The 18,160-nt window shown below is 62.4% G+C and carries 15 protein-coding genes and 2 pseudogenes; 9 read left to right on the plus strand and 8 right to left on the minus strand.

The features are described from left to right. The first annotated feature begins 100 nt into the window (after positions 1-100). Positions 101-2,083 carry an acetyl/propionyl/methylcrotonyl-CoA carboxylase subunit alpha gene (locus NKH97_RS00350; protein ID WP_352441281.1) on the plus strand — a complete coding sequence of 661 codons (1,983 nt, stop codon included), beginning with the start codon at positions 101-103 and terminating at the stop codon, positions 2,081-2,083. A 75-nt stretch (positions 2,084-2,158) separates the two neighbouring features. On the opposite strand, the pseudogene NKH97_RS00355 reads toward NKH97_RS00350, so the two are convergent. Beyond that, positions 2,159-3,281 (minus strand): annotated as a pseudogene (locus NKH97_RS00355) (ABC transporter substrate-binding protein). 393 nt (positions 3,282-3,674) lie between these two features. After that, complete coding sequence (locus tag NKH97_RS00360; protein WP_013532614.1) at positions 3,675-3,941, minus strand: SEL1-like repeat protein; 267 nt, start codon at positions 3,939-3,941, stop codon at positions 3,675-3,677. A gap of 448 nt (positions 3,942-4,389) precedes the next feature. Between NKH97_RS00360 and NKH97_RS00365 the strand changes: the two genes are divergently transcribed. From NKH97_RS00365 to NKH97_RS00385, 5 genes are all read left to right on the plus strand, one after another. Next, positions 4,390-4,731 carry a DUF2147 domain-containing protein gene (locus tag NKH97_RS00365; protein WP_352441282.1) on the plus strand — a complete coding sequence of 114 codons (342 nt, stop codon included), beginning with the start codon at positions 4,390-4,392 and terminating at the stop codon, positions 4,729-4,731. 225 nt (positions 4,732-4,956) lie between these two features. Then, positions 4,957-5,115, plus strand: a complete 159-nt coding sequence (locus NKH97_RS00370; protein WP_352441283.1) for a hypothetical protein — start codon at positions 4,957-4,959, stop codon at positions 5,113-5,115. A gap of 40 nt (positions 5,116-5,155) precedes the next feature. Further along, entirely contained in the window at positions 5,156-5,350 is a 195-nt protein-coding gene (locus NKH97_RS00375; RefSeq protein WP_127292634.1) for a hypothetical protein, read from the plus strand. Positions 5,351-5,466: 116 nt separating this feature from the next. Further along, complete coding sequence (locus NKH97_RS00380) at positions 5,467-6,930, plus strand: AMP nucleosidase (protein ID WP_245273264.1); 1,464 nt, start codon at positions 5,467-5,469, stop codon at positions 6,928-6,930. A 70-nt stretch (positions 6,931-7,000) separates the two neighbouring features. Beyond that, positions 7,001-8,047: an endonuclease/exonuclease/phosphatase family protein gene (locus NKH97_RS00385; RefSeq protein WP_352441284.1), complete on the plus strand. Its 1,047-nt coding sequence runs from the start codon at positions 7,001-7,003 to the stop codon at positions 8,045-8,047. A 4-nt stretch (positions 8,048-8,051) separates the two neighbouring features. On the opposite strand, the gene NKH97_RS00390 is transcribed toward NKH97_RS00385, so the two are convergent. The 3 genes from NKH97_RS00390 to NKH97_RS00400 form a co-directional block, all read right to left on the minus strand. Continuing rightward, positions 8,052-8,651: a DUF922 domain-containing protein gene (locus tag NKH97_RS00390; protein WP_023812834.1), complete on the minus strand. Its 600-nt coding sequence runs from the start codon at positions 8,649-8,651 to the stop codon at positions 8,052-8,054. Positions 8,652-8,780: 129 nt separating this feature from the next. Next, complete coding sequence (locus NKH97_RS00395; protein WP_352441285.1) at positions 8,781-10,460, minus strand: electron transfer flavoprotein-ubiquinone oxidoreductase; 1,680 nt, start codon at positions 10,458-10,460, stop codon at positions 8,781-8,783. Positions 10,461-10,523: 63 nt separating this feature from the next. Beyond that, positions 10,524-10,670, minus strand: a complete 147-nt coding sequence (locus NKH97_RS00400; RefSeq protein WP_155930595.1) for a hypothetical protein — start codon at positions 10,668-10,670, stop codon at positions 10,524-10,526. A gap of 10 nt (positions 10,671-10,680) precedes the next feature. On the opposite strand from NKH97_RS00400, the gene NKH97_RS00405 reads away from it, so the two are divergent. Then, entirely contained in the window at positions 10,681-11,325 is a 645-nt protein-coding gene (locus NKH97_RS00405) for a hypothetical protein (protein ID WP_352441286.1), read from the plus strand. 114 nt (positions 11,326-11,439) lie between these two features. On the opposite strand, the pseudogene NKH97_RS00410 reads toward NKH97_RS00405, so the two are convergent. Further along, positions 11,440-12,786, minus strand: a pseudogene (locus NKH97_RS00410) (IS3 family transposase). Positions 12,787-12,972: 186 nt separating this feature from the next. Between NKH97_RS00410 and NKH97_RS00415 the strand changes: the two are divergent. Together NKH97_RS00415 and NKH97_RS00420 are read left to right on the plus strand one after the other, a co-directional pair. Beyond that, positions 12,973-13,842, plus strand: a complete 870-nt coding sequence (locus tag NKH97_RS00415; protein ID WP_352630804.1) for a uracil-DNA glycosylase — start codon at positions 12,973-12,975, stop codon at positions 13,840-13,842. A 92-nt stretch (positions 13,843-13,934) separates the two neighbouring features. Next, complete coding sequence (locus NKH97_RS00420) at positions 13,935-14,747, plus strand: helix-turn-helix domain-containing protein (protein ID WP_023812827.1); 813 nt, start codon at positions 13,935-13,937, stop codon at positions 14,745-14,747. Here NKH97_RS00420 and NKH97_RS00425 read toward each other — a convergent pair whose 3' ends face one another. Together NKH97_RS00425 and NKH97_RS00430 are read right to left on the minus strand one after the other, a co-directional pair. Beyond that, entirely contained in the window at positions 14,748-15,725 is a 978-nt protein-coding gene (locus NKH97_RS00425; protein WP_352441290.1) for a DMT family transporter, read from the minus strand. It abuts the gene before it with no gap. Further along, positions 15,722-18,028: a xanthine dehydrogenase family protein molybdopterin-binding subunit gene (locus tag NKH97_RS00430; RefSeq protein WP_352795206.1), complete on the minus strand. Its 2,307-nt coding sequence runs from the start codon at positions 18,026-18,028 to the stop codon at positions 15,722-15,724. Before NKH97_RS00430 ends, NKH97_RS00425 begins: the two co-directional genes overlap by 4 nt. Between the last annotated feature and the right edge of the window lie 132 nt (positions 18,029-18,160).

Raw genomic sequence — 18,160 nt, forward strand, 5'->3', positions numbered from 1 at the left:
GCCAATCTCCCTCCTTGCGGGGGAGATGTCCGGCAGGACAGAGGGGGGTGTTGAAGCGCCCTGCTTCCCATGGACTGCGAGCCTTACATGCGGAGGCTCCATGTTTGCCAAGATCCTGATTGCCAATCGCGGCGAGATCGCCTGTCGTGTCATCCGCACGGCTCGGAAACTGGGTGTGCGCACTGTCGCCGTCTATTCGGATGCCGACGCGAGATCCCTGCATGTCGAGATGGCCGACGAGGCGGTGCATATCGGCCCCTCGCGCGTCGGCGAAAGCTATCTGCGCGGTGATAAGATCATCGCCGCGGCCTTGACTACCGGCGCACAAGCCATTCATCCCGGCTACGGCTTCCTGTCGGAAAATCCCGATTTCGTCGACCAGGTGACGGCGGCGGGGCTCATTTTCATCGGCCCGTCGGCGGCCTCGATCCGTGCCATGGGGCTGAAGGACGCGGCCAAGCGTCTGATGGAAAAAGCCGGCGTTCCGGTCGTTCCGGGCTACCATGGCGAGGCGCAGGAGATCGTGCTACTTGCCTCCAAGGCACGCGAGATCGGCTATCCCGTGCTGATCAAGGCACGCGCTGGCGGCGGCGGCAAGGGTATGCGCCGGGTCGAGCATCCCGATGAGTTTTCCGAAGCGTTGTCCAGCGCGCGGCGCGAGGCGAAAGCTGCGTTCGGCGACGACCGTGTGCTGGTCGAAAAATATGTCGACAAGCCGCGCCATATCGAAGTGCAGGTGTTCGGCGACAATTTCGGCAACGCCGTGCACCTCTACGAGCGCGACTGCTCGGCGCAGCGCCGCCACCAGAAGGTGATCGAGGAATCGCCCGCGCCCGGCATGACCGAGGCTTTGCGCAAGGCGATGACGGATGCGGCGGTGAAGGCCGCCAAGGCGATCAATTATTCAGGCGCCGGCACCATCGAGTTCATCGTCGATGCCTCGCAAGGCCTGAAAGCCGACCGCTTCTGGTTCATGGAGATGAACACCCGTCTGCAGGTCGAGCACCCCGTCACCGAAATGGTGACCGGCACCGATCTGGTCGAGTGGCAGTTGCGGGTCGCCAGCGGCGAAAAGCTGCCGAAGACGCAAAGCGAGATCGCGCTTACCGGCCATGCCTTCGAGGCGCGCATCTATGCCGAGGACGCGGCAAAAGGTTTTCTGCCGGCAACGGGCACGCTGCATCATCTGAGATTTCCAGACGCGGCCCCGCAAGGCGCCACGATGCGCATCGAGACCGGCGTGCGGGCGGGTGACGCCATCTCGCCGTACTACGATCCGATGATCGCCAAGCTGGTCGTCCACGCCACGGACCGCCAGGCGGCTCTGGAAGCGCTTGGCGCGGCGCTATCCCGGACCGAGATCGCCGGCTCGACCGTCAACACCGCCTTTCTTGCCGCTCTCGCCGCCGATCCGGATTTCGCCGCAGGCGACGTCGACACCAGCCTGATTGGCAGACACCAGGCGGCTTTGACGATCGTCCCGCCGCCGAGCGGAGAAACCATAGCCGCGGCCGCAGTCGCAGCCTCGGGGGCCGGAGCATCGCCGTTGTCAGACGATCCGTGGTCGTCGCTTGCCGGTTATGCCCATTTCCACAGCGTGGCGCGACGCACATGGCTGAAGTTCGGTGAAGACGATATCGCGGCGAAGGTTTCGGTGCGGCCGGATGGGCGCTTCCAGGTCGCGCTGGAGAAGCCCTATGACGACACCAATTCGCATGATTTTCGCGCCGCGCCGCGCCTTGCCCGCTGGCCCGGCCACATCACCGTGTTCGAAGGCGCCGTTGGCTACACCTTCGCCGTGTCGGACCCGTTGGCACGGGCCGATGAGGCGGCGGCAAGCGCCGGCAGCCTGCGTGCGCCGATGCCGGGATTGGTCAAGCTGGTGCGCGTGGGAAAAGGCGATACGGTGATCAAGGGCCAGCCGCTGCTGATCCTGGAGGCGATGAAGATGGAGCACACCATCGCCGCGCCGCATGACGGCGTGATCGCTGAGATCGCCACCGAGGGCGCGCAGGTGACCGACGGGACGGTGCTGGTGCGGTTCGTCGGGGAACAAGCCGCCTCGACCGCTGTAGCCAGCTGACGGTTCGAAGGTAAAAAGAAATGGCCGGGACGGACCCGGCCATTTCTCTACGCTACTTGGTCGCCAAGTCGGCGATTACTGCGCGATCGGCGCGTATTTGCCGTCATGCCACTGGTTGATGTCGTAGCTGGCATTCTTGAGATCGCCCTTCTCGTCGAAGGTGACATCACCGACAACGGTGCTGATCGGCGTGCCGTTCTTCAACGCTTCGGCAACCTTGGCCGGGTCGTCGCTGCCGGCACGCTTGATGCCTTCGGCGAATGCCTGGATGGTGGCGTATGAGAACAGCGTGAAGCCCTCCGGCACGAAACCGCCGGCCTTGATCTTCTCGACGGCAGCCTTGGCTTCCGGCTTTGCCTGCGGATCCGACGGGAAGACGAACATGGTGCCCTCGCCGGCCGGGCCAGCGACCTGCCAGAATTCCGGCGAGGCGATGGAGTCCGGCATGATCAGCTGGAACTTCAGGTTCTGTTCCGCCGATTGACGCAGGATCAGGCCAGCTTCAGGATGGTAGCCGCCGAAATAGACGACGTCGGCTTTCAAGTCCTTGAGCTTGGTGACGAGAGCCGAATAGTCCTTCTCGCCAGCGTTGATGCCGTCATAGTAGACCTCCTTGAGGCCGCCGGCATTCATCGTTGCCCTGACGGCGTCAGCCACGCCCTGTCCGTAGGCGCTCTTGTCGTGCAGGACGACGACATTCTTGCCGGCAAACTTCTTGGCGATCCATGGGCCGATGAAGGCGCCCTGCGCATCGTCACGCGTGTATAGGCGCATGATCGTCGGCCAGCCGGCCTTGGCTGCCGCATCGGTCAGCACCGGGTTTGACGAGGCCGGGCTCATCATCAAGGCGCCGGCTTCGGCATAGACGGCCGAGGCCGGAATGCTCGAACCCGAGCAGGCATGGCCGTCGATGAACTTGACGCCATCGGCGACGACGCGGTTGGCAACCGACACGGCCTGCTTGGGATCGCACTGGTCGTCTTCGATATCAAGCTTGATCATCCGACCCGTTGATGCCGCCAGCGGCGTTGATCGCGTCGGCAGCGGCCTGTGCGCCCTGCTTGAACTGATCGCCGATGGTGGCGAGCTGTCCGGTCATCGGGCCGATCACCGCAAAGGTGATGTCGTCGGCGAATGCGACCGGCGTGCTCATCATCAGGCCGAATATGGCCGCGTTTAGAATACTCAATTTTTTCATTGTTGTAGAACTCCTCCACTCACGCGCGGCCGCCCCGGCCCCGCTTCTTCCAGAGAGGCCGGACAATTTCATCCTTCATTCGGCCTGTCTAGGCGCATTGGCGCCGCTCGATTGGGCCTGCAAGACGTCATCAACGCAAAAAGCCACGCCAGCCTTGTTCCGGCTGGTCGTGGCTTTTTTGTCCGTCGAGCAATCTCCGGGCGCTCTCGCGCCTAAGAATCCCGCTCGCCTTCCCCGTGTCGCGCACAGCTGAGCCTTGCTGCCTGCCGCGTTCTTTCTCTTGCCTTCGTGACCGTCTTGCGCGGCCTTCGATTTCGCCGGGTCTGGCCGTCTGTGCGGCCTTGATCCCGGAGCTTCCCTGTCTTCGATGGACCTCTCTGCGATTGGCAGATTTCAGTGCATGGTCATCCATTCGCGGGCTTCGCGAAGCGCCGTGGCGATCTCGACCTTCGACATGGCGGCCGACAGTTCCGAGCGCAGCTCGGCGGCGCGGGCCGAGCCCTTGATTGCGGCGATGTTGAACCATTTGTGGGCGGCAACGACATCGGTCTCGCAATCGCGGCCGGTCGCATACATCATGCCCAATTCGAAAAGGATGTCGGCCTGGGCAGTTGCTCCCATGGCGCCGAAACCTGCTTCAAGCATTTCAAAACGTGCCATTTCAATCCCCTGTTTTCCGGCCCTGTCAGGCTCCCGAGAGCTGCCTTCTTTCGTCTTGCCGGCTGCTCTTCCGATGCTTTCGAGAATGCCGTGCAGGCTTGAATCCGTCGTTAAATGGCGTGCTTAATTTGAGGAAAACAAAGCTAAAACAAGAGGTAAACGCCGAAATTCGTTAAGGATACAAACCCAGCAATTCAGCCTGCTTGCGTCAAATTTGACGAAAGTTTTCTCACGCGGGGGCAAGACTTCGCTAACCACGGCAGACAAAGGCGATGCGCCGATCGTTTCATTTCGTCGTCGAGGAGGCGCTTTCAGGTGGCTTCAAAATCCGAAAGTCTTCCGCTACGGCACCGCTTTTGTTTTGCCGGGAGCTGGATTAGCTTACGTTTGCGTAAGCGGCAGACCGGCGAGGCGGAGCATCCGGCCGGACATCCACAGGGAGGAAGACATGTTTCGAAAACTGAGCCTGGCCCTTGCGGCCACATTGATCGTGCCGGGTGCGGCATGGGCCGATCCGATCGAAGGCAATTGGAAGACGCAGGCCGGCGAAACCGCGGCCATCGCCGGCGGCGGCTCGTTTTCCATCACCCTCAAGTCCGGGAAATATGCCGGCAAGACCATCGGCTCGCTCAAGGCGACGGGCGACAACAAATATGCCGGCAACATCACCGATCCGGCAAACGACAAGACCTATTCGGGCAAGGCGACATTGTCGGGCAGCTCTCTCAAGATGAGCGGCTGCGTGCTGGGCGGACTGATCTGCAAGAGCCAGACCTGGCACAAGCTCTGATCGACCGCACCCTTACGACATGATGACGGGGCCTCGACGGGCCCCGTTTTCGTTTTGTCGACACATCCTGCGCCGGTGATGCTCGATACCCGCCGGCGGCTATCCAAACCGACGCCGGCGCCGTCGAAACCCCGTCAATCATCTTGAACCGCAGATGAACGCCGGCATCAGAGCCGGTTCAGTTGCATCAGGGCATTCTCCGGCGTGTTGAAGGAGACCGACCCAATGCTTTCTCGCCGCTTCACCATCGTCTGCCTGCTGGTGAGCCTGTTTGGGATGTTCTTCGCCATCCTCGTCGCCGAAGCGGGCCGTCCGGCCCGCGCCTGGGACGAAGCCAGTTCCGGAACCTGCCGCCTCGCCTGCCCCACCCATCTTCGCAACTGAACAAAGAAACCAAGACCTCGAAAAGAAAAGCTGAAACACCATGAACCGCATCGCCGCCAACGCTCTCAAGACCCTTCGGCTTCTGCCGCGGGCGGCGCTTATCCTGGCGGTTCTGGCCGCTCCGGTTCTGGCCGTGCCGATGATGCGCTCCGATGCCGGCTCGACGATCGACGCACCTGCCCTGAAGAAGTCCGGCGTCGGCTTTGTGCTCCTGGTCAGCCTGCAGCGCGGTTGAAGAAAAACGGCGCTTTGGCCGCCTTCGGTCGCGACACCCCTCCCAAGTGCCGATCCAAGTCTCTATATTGAGCCATGGAAAAGCGAATCTACCCACAAGCCATCGAATCTGTCGTCATGCCGGAGCCTTTTGGCCGGCAAAGCTTTGATAGCGCCGAAAAGGCCGTCAAGGCACTGCAGGCGCTTTACGACCGCAACACCAAGTTCCTGCGTGATTCCTTCGCAGAGCTGGCGGCAGCAGGCGGCGACAATGGCAAGCGCTACCGGGCCTTCTATCCGGAGATCGGCGTCACCACCAACTCATTCACCCAGATCGACTCGCGCCAGGCCTATGGCCATATGCCGACGCCTGGGCATTTTTCCACCACCATCACCCAGCCGGGCCTGTTCGAAAGCTACCTCGTCGAGCAGTTGCGCCTGATCATGCGCAATCATGGGGTTGCGGTCACGGTGTCGGAATCGACCACACCCATCCCGCTGCATTTCGCCTTCCTTGAAGGCACCCATGTCGACGGCGCGACGGCAGAGCGCATCAAGCGGCCGATCCGCGACCTGTTCGACGTGCCGGATCTCGATGGCACCGACGACCAGATCGCCAACGGCACCTTCGAAGTCGCCTTTGGCGAGCCGAGGCCTCTGGCGCCGTTCACGGCGCAGCGCATCGATTATTCGCTGCACCGGCTGTCGCACTATACGGCGACCACGCCGCAGCATTTCCAGAACTTCGTGCTGTTCACCAACTATCAGTTCTACATCGACGAATTCGTCGCCCGCGCCCGCGACCTGATGGCCAATGGCGGCGGCGGATACACGGAGTTCGTCGAGCCGGGCAATGTCATCACCAAGGGCGGGCAAAGCGCGCCCAGTGAAGGCGTCGCAGTTCCCCGCCTGCCACAGATGCCGGCCTATCACCTGAAGAAATCGGGACATGGCGGCATCACCATGGTGAATATCGGCGTCGGGCCTTCCAACGCCAAGACCATCACCGACCATATTGCGGTGCTGAGGCCGCATGCCTGGGTGATGCTCGGCCACTGTGCCGGCCTGCGCAACACCCAAGCGCTGGGCGACTATGTGCTGGCGCATGCCTATGTGCGCGAGGACCATGTGCTGGACGACGATCTTCCGGTCTGGGTGCCGATCCCGCCGCTGGCCGAGATCCAGGTGGCGTTGCAGGAAGCCGTCGCCGAAGTCACCGGCCTTACCGGCTACGACCTGAAGCGCATCATGCGCACGGGCACCGTCGCCACCATCGACAATCGCAACTGGGAACTGCGCGACCAGCGTGGCCCGGTCCAGCGTCTGTCGCAATCTCGCGCCATCGCACTCGACATGGAATCGGCGACCATCGCCGCCAATGGCTTCCGCTTCCGCGTTCCCTACGGCACGCTGCTGTGCGTTTCGGACAAACCGCTGCATGGCGAGTTGAAGCTGCCCGGCATGGCGACCGAATTCTACAAGCGCCAGGTGGCGCAGCACCTGACCATCGGCATCAGGGCGATGGAGAAGCTCGCGGAAATGCCGATGGAGCGGTTGCATTCGCGCAAGCTCAGAAGTTTTTCGGAAACGGCGTTCCAGTAGGCCGATACCACGCATCGCGTAGGCATTTCTCATCTTGATTGGGCCGCATTTCTGCCGATAAGCAGGCGGCATGGAGAGAGCGAGCGTCGGGACATTGCTGATTTCGGTTGCATTCCTGGCAATGCTGGCCTGTTCGATCGCGCTGGTGGCCGGGTTTTTCGGAACGCTGCATCCCGCCTTCGATTCCTTCTCGCATTTCCGCGTCCACCTTGCCGTGCTGATGGCGCTTTGCGCACTGCCGCTGCTGGCCACGACATTTCGCCTGCAGGCGGCCGTGGCACTGCTTTTTGCCGTGGCGGCCTTCGCCACCACTTCCGGGTCGCTGTCCTTCTCCCGCCTGTGGCCGGTTCAGGCCGCCTATGAAGCCAAGAACGAAGACCGCGCGATCTACAAGCTGCTGCAGATGAACCTGCGCTACGACAATCCGACGCCGAAGAAGGTGCTGTCGCTGATCGGCCGGACCAATCCCGACGTGATCACCCTGGACGAGGTATCGGCGATGTGGGCGACCGAGCTTGGCTATATCAGCAGCGCCTATCCATACCGGATCCTCTGTCCTTATCCCAACGGCATATTCGGCGTCGCGCTGCTCTCGCGGCGGCCCTTTGCCGCCGACACCGAGGCGCGTTGCGAAAGGCGCGGCGCCATGGCGACAGCGACCGTCGACTTCGGCGGCATCGACGTCGATGTCGCCGCGATCCATCTCAGTTGGCCGTGGCCACGCGAGCAGTACTGGCAGATCGGCGAGTTGACGGAGCCGCTTTCCGCGCTCGGCGAGACGGCCATCATGGCGGGCGACTGCAATGCCGCGCCGTGGAGTGCCGCCGTGCGGCGGGTCGCGGCGCTTGGCGGGCTGACCGTGATGCCGTCCGCCGGCCCGACCTGGATCCACATCAAGCTGCCGGACTTGCTGCGGCGCTTCGCCGGCCTGCCGATCGACCAGGTTTTCAGCAAGGGCGGCGTGACCATCCATTCCGCGACACGGCTGGAGGACACGGGCTCGGATCACCTCCCGGTCATGGTGGAGTTCTCACTCAGGCTGAACCAGCAAAAGCCGCTCGACGAACATGAAACCGCGACCGCGGCCATAAGCCAGACCGGCAAGACGCCAGGCTGAAGGATCAGGGCCTGACCAAAGCGATGACGAGATGCTGGACATGGCCGCCATCGCGATGCTCGCGCGCATCGAAAGCGAGCTGCTTGGCCTCATATGCGGCATTGGTGGCCTTGATACGTCGCTGTGCCTCGCGACGTGTCTTGTAGCAGAACCGGTCGTCGGCAATCCTGAGGCCGGAGATCGATCTTTCCGTGGCCCGCATCATCTCCCTGGCGATGCGGCCATGGGTTTCCTCATGGGCGCGGACGCCGGCGAAGAACCGCGTCCAGCGCTTCCGGAGCGTCGGAGTGGTGGCCGAGGCGACACGCGGAAACGTATAGAAGAGATTGAGCGTGCCGTTGGCACGCCGCAAGCGGCAAACGCCATTGTCCTGGCTGGTGTCAAGGTCCCAATCCACCGCGTAGCCGGTCAGCGCGATGGCATGCGTCATGAAGCCGTGCTTCGGCCCCTTGCGGTCCATAGCCTGCATCAGCGCCAGCCCCGTGTTCCCGGTGATGTCGTAGGTCCGCGTCTTAACCACCACCCTGGTGCCGGCCGAGGCCGCCGAAGCCAAACCGAACAGCGCACCGATCGCCACAAGGCATGCCAGAACCGCCAGGCGCATTGGCCATCTCCTTATCGTCAAGGAATGGAACCATAAGCGTGCGGCAGTTTCAACAGTCCTAATGTTTCACATGCCACGGGAGACCCCGAGCCGTCGTCGGGGTCTTTGCACGCTGTGGCCGGCGCGGGCCTACATGCCCTGGTAGACCGGGCCTTCTCCGCCTTGCGGCGGCACCCAGTTGATGTTCTGGTTCGGGTCCTTGATGTCGCATGTCTTGCAGTGGACGCAGTTCTGCGCGTTGATGACGAAGCGCACATCCTTGGCCGTGGGATCGGCGGCGGCATTGCCATCCTTGTCGACCCACTCGTAAACCCCGGCCGGACAGTAGCGCGTCGAGGGGCCCGCAAAGACATCGTGCTCGGACCGCTTCTGCAGTTCCATGTCGCCCACAAGCAGGTGGACCGGCTCGTTTTCCTCGTGATTGGTGTTGGACAGGAACACCGAGGACAGCCTGTCGAAGGTCAGCACGCCATCGGGCTTCGGATAGGCGATCTTCTTGTGCTGGGCGGCAGGCTCGAGCGTCGCATAGTCGGCCTTGCCATGCTTCAGCGTGCCGAAGGGCGAGACACCGAACAGCGTGTTCAACCACATGTCGAGGCCGCCGAGGCCGACACCGACGATGGTGCCGAAGCGCGACCACAGCGGCTTGACGTTGCGCACCTTCTTCAAATCCTTGCCGATGTCGGTCGCGCGCCAGGCTTCCTCGTAGGAAGCGAGTTCGTCGTTGGCGCGCCCGGCACCGATCGCCTCTGCGACATGCTCGGCCGCCAGCATGCCGGACAGCACGGCATTGTGCGAGCCCTTGATGCGCGGCACGTTGACGAAGCCCGCCGCACATCCCATCAGCGCACCACCGGGGAAGGACAGTTTCGGCACCGACTGCCAGCCGCCCTCGGTGATGGCGCGCGCGCCATAGCCGAGGCGCTTGGCGCCGTCGAAAGTCCCGCTGATCGCCGGATGGGTCTTGAAGCGCTGGAATTCCTCGAACGGCGACAGATAGGGGTTCTTGTAATTGAGGTGGAGGACGAAGCCGACCGCCACCTGATTGTCCTCGAGATGGTAGAGGAACGAGCCGCCGCCGGTCTTCAAGTCAAGCGGCCAGCCGAAGGAATGCTGGACCAGCCCCGGACGGTGGTTCTCCGGCTTGACCTGCCAGAGTTCCTTCAGGCCGATGCCGTATTTGCCCGGTTCGCGGCCATCGGAAAGCTTGTATCTGGCGATCAGTTGCTTGGCGAGCGAGCCGCGAGCGCCCTCCCCGATCAGCACATATTTGCCCATCAGCGCCATGCCGGGTGCGAAGCCCGGACCGTGCGTTCCGTCCTTCTCGATGCCCATGTCGCCGGTGACGACACCGGTGACGGCGCCTTGCTCATTGTAGAGCAGGCCGGCAGCGGCAAAGCCCGGATAGATTTCGACGCCGAGCGCTTCGGCCTTGGTCGCCAGCCAGCGGCAGACATTGCCGAGCGAGACGATGTAGTTGCCGTGATTGTTCATCAGCGGCGGCATCAGCATGTTGGGCAGGCGAAACGAGCCGGCAGGGCCAAGGACCAGGAAATGGTCTGATGTGACCGGCGTCTTGAAGGGATGGCCGTCCTCATCGCGCCAGCCCGGCAAGAGCCGGTCGATGCCGATCGGATCGACAACGGCGCCGGAGAGAATATGGGCGCCGACCTCACCGCCCTTCTCGAGGACGACGACCGAAAGCTCGGGATTGACCTGCTTGAGGCGGATCGCGGCGGCGAGGCCCGCCGGTCCGGCGCCGACGATAACCACGTCGAATTCCATGCTTTCGCGTTCGATGTCGCTCATCAACCCCTCCGCACTGGCTTATCCCATTCGGGTATCTTGCTGGCTCCCGCGCTGCATAGCGCATCAATTGACGACAGGAAACCGGCGCATACGTGACAATGCCGTTTTGGCCAAAAAGTCGCGCATTGCGAGGCTGGAAGACTGCTTTTCGCCCGGCATTGCCTGCGAGGCGCGCGTTTTTAATTGTTCGACGGCTTGCTTATCGGCCATACTTCACGCCATGCGCATTCCTGGGCCAGCCGGCTTTTCATCGACGCGCTTTCTTTTCCCGCCCGGCCGGATCCGCCGGGCGCTCGTTTTGGCCCTTCTGATGCTGGCGCCGCATCACGCTGCCGCCGACGAAGTGAAGGTCTGGGCGGCAGGCGCCTACTCCTTCTCCGACGAGCTTGGCGGCTTCCGCATCACCGGCGCCTCGGGCATCGGAACGAAGGACGATCCGTTCGTCATCACCGAAGAGCTGAATTCGTCAACGCCGGTGACGCTGACGATCCGCACGACAAAGCCGATCCAGGCCTTCGGCAAGGCCGGCGAATTCGCCAACGGCATGATGTATATGCGCATCGAGGTGCTCAACAATAGCGGCCAGGCCTGGGTCGAATTCCAGTTCGAATTGCAGGAGATCCTGAACCAGCCGAGCGTGTTCGGCGACGGGCTTTCCTTCGACCAGCGCAACAAGACGCCGGACAATATTTTGTCGAGCAATTTCGCCGATTTCGATCGCGATTTCGAACCCTATGACCGGCTGCTGTTCCGGAATGGCAAGGTCGACCCGTTGAAAACCGCCAGGTTCGAATTCCTGATGACCGACTACACGCCGCGCTGGACCTTCTATCTGGTGCAGGATCCGCGCATACCGACGGGATAGACGATAGGAATTTTTTCTTGACTCGGTGACCTCAGCTATGGTACATTTTTGCCTATGGTGCTGATTTGCGCCAGTGACCCGCCGCACTGAACTGACCCCTTAAAGTTGGACAGTTTAAGGTGGCGGCAGATTTAAGGGCTGGGTTCTGTATTGCACAGGGCTCAGCCCTTTCAGTTTCAGTTTGATGCGATCATGATTGTAGTAGTGGATGTAATCCTCGATGCTGGCCTTGAGGCTCTGAACGTTCTCGAAGGTATTGGGGTAGAAGAGCTGCGAAGAAGCTCTCGATAGGTGCGTTGTCGAGGCAATTGCCTTTGCGTGACATGCTCTGGGCAATGCCTCGTGCCTGGAGCCTGCGCTGGTAGGCAGGCGTCTGATACTGCCATCCCTGATCGGAGTGTAGGATGGGCCGTTGGGTTTGGTCGAGCCGGTCCAGCGCTCTGGCGAGCATATTTTCCACCAGCTTGAAGAGCGGTCGCCTTGCGGTCTCGAAGGCGATGATCTCGCCGTTATAAAGGTCCATGACCGGTGAGAGATAGAGTTTGTCGCCCGCCAGGTTGAACTCCGTCACATCGGTCACCCATTTATGGTTGGCGCTGTCAGCGTTGAACTGGCGTTGAATGAGATCGGGAGCCGTCCTTCCGATGCCGCCTTTGTAGGAGCGATACTTCTTCGGCCTGACCAGCGACTTCAATCCCATCTCCACCATCCGACACTGCACCGCCTTGTGATTGACGACATGACCGAGCCGGCGCAGTGCAGCAGCCACCCGGCGATAACCGTAGCGGCCCTTGTGGCTGTCGAAGACGGCTCTGATCTTCTCCTTGAGACCAGCATGGCGGTCGACGCGGGACGCCTTCTGTCGATAGTAGAACGTGCTGCGGGAAAGCCCTGCCAGTTTGAGCAGACCATCGAGCGGATAGAGCAGCCTTAACGCTTGGACAGCTTGCGCTTTTTGGGCGCGTGTCCCTGCGTTAAGGCCTCCAGTTTTTTTAGGTAGGCGTTCTCCATGCGCAGATGGTTCAGTTCCGCAAGCAGCTCTTCGCGGCTCTTGGTCTCATCACTCTGCGCCACGGGCGGCTCGCCAGGCGACGGCTGGTCTGACATCGATCGCGGCCTTCCTCTGCGGCGCGGCGCGAGCGCCTCTATCCCACCGGCTTCGTAGCGCCTCTCCCAGTCCGGAAGGCAGCCGGCGTTGCGGATATTGAACAGCGCGGCCGTCTGTCGGCAGGACAGTCCATCCTCCCACATCCGGTGCAGAACCGACAGCTTGAACTCGCCGTCATAGTGGCTGAGCTTGCGAGCGAGGCCGGCAACCCCGTGCGCTTGATAGCTCGCAACCCATTTGCGCACCGTCGCAGCATCTACGCCGTCGGCTGCACCGGCGCTCGCATAGCTCTCTTCACCACTCAAATAACGATCAACAACAGTGCGCTTCAAACTCTCGCTGTGTTTGGACATGAAAACCCCGGAAGGTGGATGTCCAACTTTCGGGGGTCATTTCACACAGGCGGGTTTTTCGTTTGATGCTCCGTCAGCCAACGCGCCGGCGAAAGGCTCCGAAGGAACCCGTTAACCCGGGTTCGTTGCCCTGGTAGAGAAACTGCCAGCCTTGCAAATTGCCGCCACGCGGACGAATGTGAATCGATGACTGCCGCTTCCCCAACCAACAGACCTGATATCGCCGACCTGCTGGCCTTTTATGCCAGCGTTGGTGTCGACGAGGCGCTCGAAGAGCAGCCGGTGAACCGGTTCACCGAGGTCTCGCCAAAGCCGATGGAGCGCGCGCCGACCGCAGCGCCTTCGGGTGACACCGCCGCACAGCAGCGTTCGACAAATCGCCCCGAAGGGGGCGACAGGCCAAATGCGCCACCTGTTTTGCGCGCACCGTCGGCCACGGTTCCCGACGAAATTCAGGCAGCACTTGCCCGCCAATTGGCAACGACGGCAACAACGCTTGACGAGCTTCGCCAGCACATGGCGGCGTTCGACGGCTGCAATCTCAAGGCCACCGCCAAGAGCTTGGTGTTCGCCGACGGCAACCCGGAAGCCGCCGTCATGCTGGTCGGCGAGGCACCCGGCCGCGATGAGGACATCGAGGGCCTGCCCTTCGTCGGCCGATCGGGCCGGCTGCTCGACCGCATGCTGGCGGCGATCGGACTCGACCGCACTTCAGTCTATATCGCCAATGTCATTCCCTGGCGGCCGCCGGGCAATCGCACGCCGACGCCGCACGAAACCGAGATCTGCCGGCCCTTCATCGAGCGGCAGATCGAACTGGTCAATCCCAAGGTGCTGATCAACCTTGGCGGCCCGTCAGCCAAGACCTTGCTCAACACCTCGGAGGGCATATTGCGGCTGCGCGGCAATTGGCGCGTTCACACGACGGCATCCGGCATCGCCATTCCGGCAATGCCCACGCTGCACCCGGCCTATCTCTTGCGAACGCCCGCGCACAAGAAGCTGGCGTGGCGGGATTTTCTCGAGGTGAAGGCAAAGCTGCGGGAAGTTGGCTGAGGCTTGGCGAGTAGCCAATCTCCGACATGGATGCCGTACCGATAACCTCCGAGGTAATTGAAATACGTCTGCTCTCGACCTAATCATGCCTCATGACAACACCCCAAACGTCCGCCGGCAGCCTCATTCGCGAATGGCGCACCCGCCGCCGCATGTCGCAGCTCGACCTCGCCATGGAGGCCGAGATCTCGCAGCGGCATCTGAGCTTCGTCGAAAGCGGCCGCGCCGCGCCCTCGCGCGACATGGTGCTGCATCTGGCCGAGCAATTGTCGATACCGCTGAGGCAACGCAATCAATTGCTGCTCGCCGCCGGTTTTGCGCCCAGCTTCGGCGAACGCTCCCTGACCGACACGACGCTGGCGCCGGCGATGGCGGCCGTCGAGATCGTCCTCAAAGGCCACGAGCCTTTCCCGGCACTCGCCGTCGACCGCCACTGGAACCTGGTTTCGGCCAATGCCGCCATTGCACCCTTCCTTGACGATGTCAGCGAGGCTTCGCTGCTGACGCCGCCGGTCAACGTGCTTCGCCTCAGCCTGCATCCCGGCGGCATCGCACCGCGCATCGTCAACCTTCAGGAATGGCGAACGCATCTGCTCGAGCGCCTGAAACACCAGAACGACGCGAGCGGTGACCCTGTGCTGGTCGAATTGGAGCGCGAATTGCGCAGTTACCCGTCCGGCTTGAAAGGCAGCCGGCCGGTGTCCGTCGAGCCGAATGCCATCGTGCATCCGCTCAGGCTGGCGCATGGCGATCAGGTGCTGTCGTTCATCAGCACCATCACTGTCTTCGGCACGCCGCTCGACGTGACGCTTTCGGAACTGGCGATCGAATCGTTTTTCCCCGCCGATGAACAGACGAGGACAGTGCTGGTTCGGTTGGCGAAGGAGCGAGCCGAGCTGTCGTAATCACCCTTCAGGCAAAGACGCCTTGCGCGTGCGGGTGCGCTCCAGGCCAAGCTGGCGTTCGCGCCAGATGATGAAGATGCCGGCGGCGACGACGATCAGGCCGCCGACAAGCATATGGAGCGTGGCGACGTCGCCGAAGACGAGATAGCCGACGACGACGCCGAGGATCATCGAGGTGTATTCGAACGGCGCCACCACCGAGGCCTCGGCATGGCGATAGGCCGCCGTCATCAGGATCTGGCCGAGGCCGCCGCAGAAGCCGGCGGCAACAAGGAGAGCTGCCTGGAGCGGCGTCAGCGCCTGCCAGCCGAATGGCAGCGACAGCAGCGACATGACGCTTGCCGTCACCGAAAACCACAGCACGATGGTCGCTGTGCGCTCGCTTTGCACGAGATTGCGCACCAAGAGCATGGCGACGGCCGAGATCGCCGCCGCGACAAGAGCGGCCATGACGCCAAGCACTTCCTGATCGTCGAGCGCCTCGTCGGAACTCAGCAGCGTCAGTTCCGGCCATGAGATGATCAGCACGCCGACAAGACCGACCGCGACCGCACTCCAGCGATAGACACGGATGGCCTCGCCGAGGAAGATGGAGCTGAACACCACCACCAGCAGCGGCTGCGCGTAGTTCAGCGTGATCGCTTCCGGCAGCGGCAGTCGGGTCAACGCAAAAAAGCCGAGCCCCATGGCGCAGACGCCGACCAGGCCGCGGGCGATGTGGTTGAACGGACGCCTGGTGGTGAAGGCAGTGCCGAGTTCTTTCCTGAAAGCCAGGAAGGCGATGATCGGGAAGATGGCGAAAAAAGAGCGGAAGAAGACAATCTGGCCGGCCGGAATCGTGCCTGCGGCTTTGATACAGGTCTGCATGCCGACGAAGACCGCCACCGACACGATCTTGAGCATGATGCCGGTAAGCGTGTCGTGCCCGCCGGCATCATCGCTGGCTGTGGCCGGGGGGCTGCCGGGGCCTGCTGTCACGCTCCCGACGCTTCTCGGATCGCCGCCCAGATACGCGCCGGCGTTGCCGGCATGTCGATGTGCTTGACGCCGTAAGCGCGCCAGAGCGCGTCGGTCACCGCATTGAGTGCCGCCGGCGTCGAGCCGATGGTGCCGGCCTCGCCCGCGCCTTTGATGCCGAGTGCATTGGTGGTCGAAGGCACGTTGCGGGTCTCGAAATGGAAGAACGGGAAATTGTCGGCGCGCGGCATGGCGTAATCCATGAAGCTCGCCGTCAAAAGCTGTCCATCCTCGCCATAGATAGTGTCTTCGGTCAGTGCCTGGCCGATGCCTTGCACGACGCCGCCATGCACCTGGCCGGCGAGCAGGATCGGGTTCACGGTGACGCCGAAATCGTCGACGATGGTGTAGCGGACGATCTCGGTCGCGCCGGTGTCGGGATCGATCTCGACCTCGCAGATATGGGTGCCGTTGGGATAGGTGCATTCGTCCTGCACGAACTCGCCAAAGCCCTTGAGATCGTCTGATGTCTTGGCGGCCTTGGCGATGGCGGAAAAATCGATCGAGCGATCGGTGCCGACGATGCGGGCAATGCCGTCGGACAATTCGATGTCGCCGGCAGAAGCCTCCAGTTCGTCGGCTGCGATGCGCTTGATCTTGTTGGCCAGATCCTCGCCCGCGCGGGAAGCCGATACACCCCCCAGCGGAATGGAGCGCGAGCCGCCAGTGCCACCGCCGGCCTTCAATTCGTCGGTGTCGCCCTGGCGGACATGGATCTTGTCGATGTCGAGATTGAGCTTTTCCGACAGGAACTGCGCATAGGCGGTGGCGTGCCCCTGCCCGTTGGTCTGGGTGCCGATCTTCAGCGTCACCGTGCCGTCGCCATTGAGTTCGACGAAGGCCGGCTCCGAGCCCGGAAAGGCACAGGCCTCGATATAGGTCGCCATGCCGAGGCCGCGGATTTTTCCACCGACCTTCGATTGCGCCAGCCGCTCAGGAAACGCTTTCCATTCGGATTGCTCGATGGCGCGCTCCATATGGCCTTCGAATTCACCATTGTCGTAAAGGCGACCGGTCTGCGTCCGGTAGGGAAACTGCTCCGGACGGATGAAGTTGCGGCGGCGGATCTCCTCGACAGGCAGGCCGAGATCGTGCGCGCAGGCGTCGACGAGCTTTTCCAGCAGGAACGCTGCTTCCGGACGGCCGGCACCGCGATAGGCATCGACCGGGCAGGTGTTGGTGTAGAGGCCGGTCACCGAGACGTCGAGCGCCTGGATATCATAGACACCGGTCGACATGGTGACGCCGATATAGGGGATGAACGGACCGTATTGCGAGATATAGGCGCCGATGTTGGCGAGCAGGTCCACCTTCATGCCGAGAAAGCGGCCGTCCTTGTCCAGCGCCATCTCGGCCGTGACGAAATTGTCGCGCCCTTGCGCGTCGGTCAGGAAGTGTTCCGTGCGGTCGCCGGCCCATTTCACCGGGCGGCCAAGCCGCTTTGCCGCTTCCAGCACCAGCGGATATTCGCGGTAGACGAAGCTCTTCGGCCCGAAACCACCGCCGACATCAGGCGTGATGACGCGCAGCTGGTCCTTCTTGATCTTGAACACGCTGGCCAGGATATACTGCATGGAGTGCACGCCTTGCGACCCGGTGGTCAGCACGAAGCGCTTCTCCTCGACGTTCCATTCGCCGATCGCGGAGCGCGGCTCCATGTAGTTGCACACCAGCCGGTTGTTGACGAACTCGATGCGGGTGACATGGGCGGCCTTGGCGAAAGCCGCTTCGGTCTTTTTCTTGTCGCCCATGTGGTAGCTGAAGGCGCGGTTGGAACCAAGCTCCGGCCAGACCAGCGGCGTGCCTTCGGCCAATGCCGTTGCCGTCCCGGAGGCCGCATCTTCGCCGTCATAGTCGACATCGATCAGTTCGGCGGCATCCTGCGCCAAGGCTCGGCTGTCGGCGACGACGAAGGCAACGGCATCGCCGACATAGTTGACGCGGTCGCGGCACAGGATCGGGATGTCGCGCGTCGGAGCCTTGGTGCCGTCCGGCTGTTCCTGCATGACGCCGGATTTCAGATCGCCGAGATGGGCAAGATCCTTGCCGGTCAGCACCAGATGGACGCCAGGTGCTGCCTTCGCCGCCTCGGTCGAACCGATGGTGAAGCTGGCCTTGGCGACCGGCGAGCGCAGGACATAGCCATGCAGGACGCCAGCCGGCTGGATGTCGTCGGTATAGCGGCCCTGGCCCTGGATGAAGGCGGCATCCTCGCGCCGCAGCACGGATGCGCCCATGCCGAATTTCGGTGTGACGACGGTCATGGATGCCTCGTGATGATGACAGGAGAAGGAACGCCTGAAATAGGCATTGCCTCAGTTTTGTCGAGGGGCGGTTTCGTGTAAAGAGCGCGGACTTCAAATTTCTTGGACCAGCGGACACAATCCGCCGCCAAC

The sequence above is a fragment of the Mesorhizobium sp. M0870 genome (genome assembly GCF_040319775.1).
Taxonomy (GTDB): Bacteria; Pseudomonadota; Alphaproteobacteria; order Rhizobiales; family Rhizobiaceae; genus Mesorhizobium.

Coding starts and splice junctions, on each gene's coding strand:
- NKH97_RS00365 (WP_352441282.1), top strand. CDS start 4,390: ATGTTTCGAAAACTGAGCCTGGCCCTTGCGGCCACATTGATCGTGCCG.
- NKH97_RS00395 (WP_352441285.1), bottom strand. CDS start 10,460: ATGAGCGACATCGAACGCGAAAGCATGGAATTCGACGTGGTTATCGTC.
- NKH97_RS00430 (WP_352795206.1), bottom strand. CDS start 18,028: ATGACCGTCGTCACACCGAAATTCGGCATGGGCGCATCCGTGCTGCGG.
- NKH97_RS00400 (WP_155930595.1), bottom strand. CDS start 10,670: ATGGCCGATAAGCAAGCCGTCGAACAATTAAAAACGCGCGCCTCGCAG.
- NKH97_RS00420 (WP_023812827.1), top strand. CDS start 13,935: ATGACAACACCCCAAACGTCCGCCGGCAGCCTCATTCGCGAATGGCGC.
- NKH97_RS00375 (WP_127292634.1), top strand. CDS start 5,156: ATGAACCGCATCGCCGCCAACGCTCTCAAGACCCTTCGGCTTCTGCCG.
- NKH97_RS00370 (WP_352441283.1), top strand. CDS start 4,957: ATGCTTTCTCGCCGCTTCACCATCGTCTGCCTGCTGGTGAGCCTGTTT.
- NKH97_RS00380 (WP_245273264.1), top strand. CDS start 5,467: ATGCCGGAGCCTTTTGGCCGGCAAAGCTTTGATAGCGCCGAAAAGGCC.
- NKH97_RS00405 (WP_352441286.1), top strand. CDS start 10,681: ATGCGCATTCCTGGGCCAGCCGGCTTTTCATCGACGCGCTTTCTTTTC.
- NKH97_RS00415 (WP_352630804.1), top strand. CDS start 12,973: ATGACTGCCGCTTCCCCAACCAACAGACCTGATATCGCCGACCTGCTG.
- NKH97_RS00385 (WP_352441284.1), top strand. CDS start 7,001: ATGGAGAGAGCGAGCGTCGGGACATTGCTGATTTCGGTTGCATTCCTG.
- NKH97_RS00390 (WP_023812834.1), bottom strand. CDS start 8,651: ATGCGCCTGGCGGTTCTGGCATGCCTTGTGGCGATCGGTGCGCTGTTC.
- NKH97_RS00350 (WP_352441281.1), top strand. CDS start 101: ATGTTTGCCAAGATCCTGATTGCCAATCGCGGCGAGATCGCCTGTCGT.
- NKH97_RS00360 (WP_013532614.1), bottom strand. CDS start 3,941: ATGGCACGTTTTGAAATGCTTGAAGCAGGTTTCGGCGCCATGGGAGCA.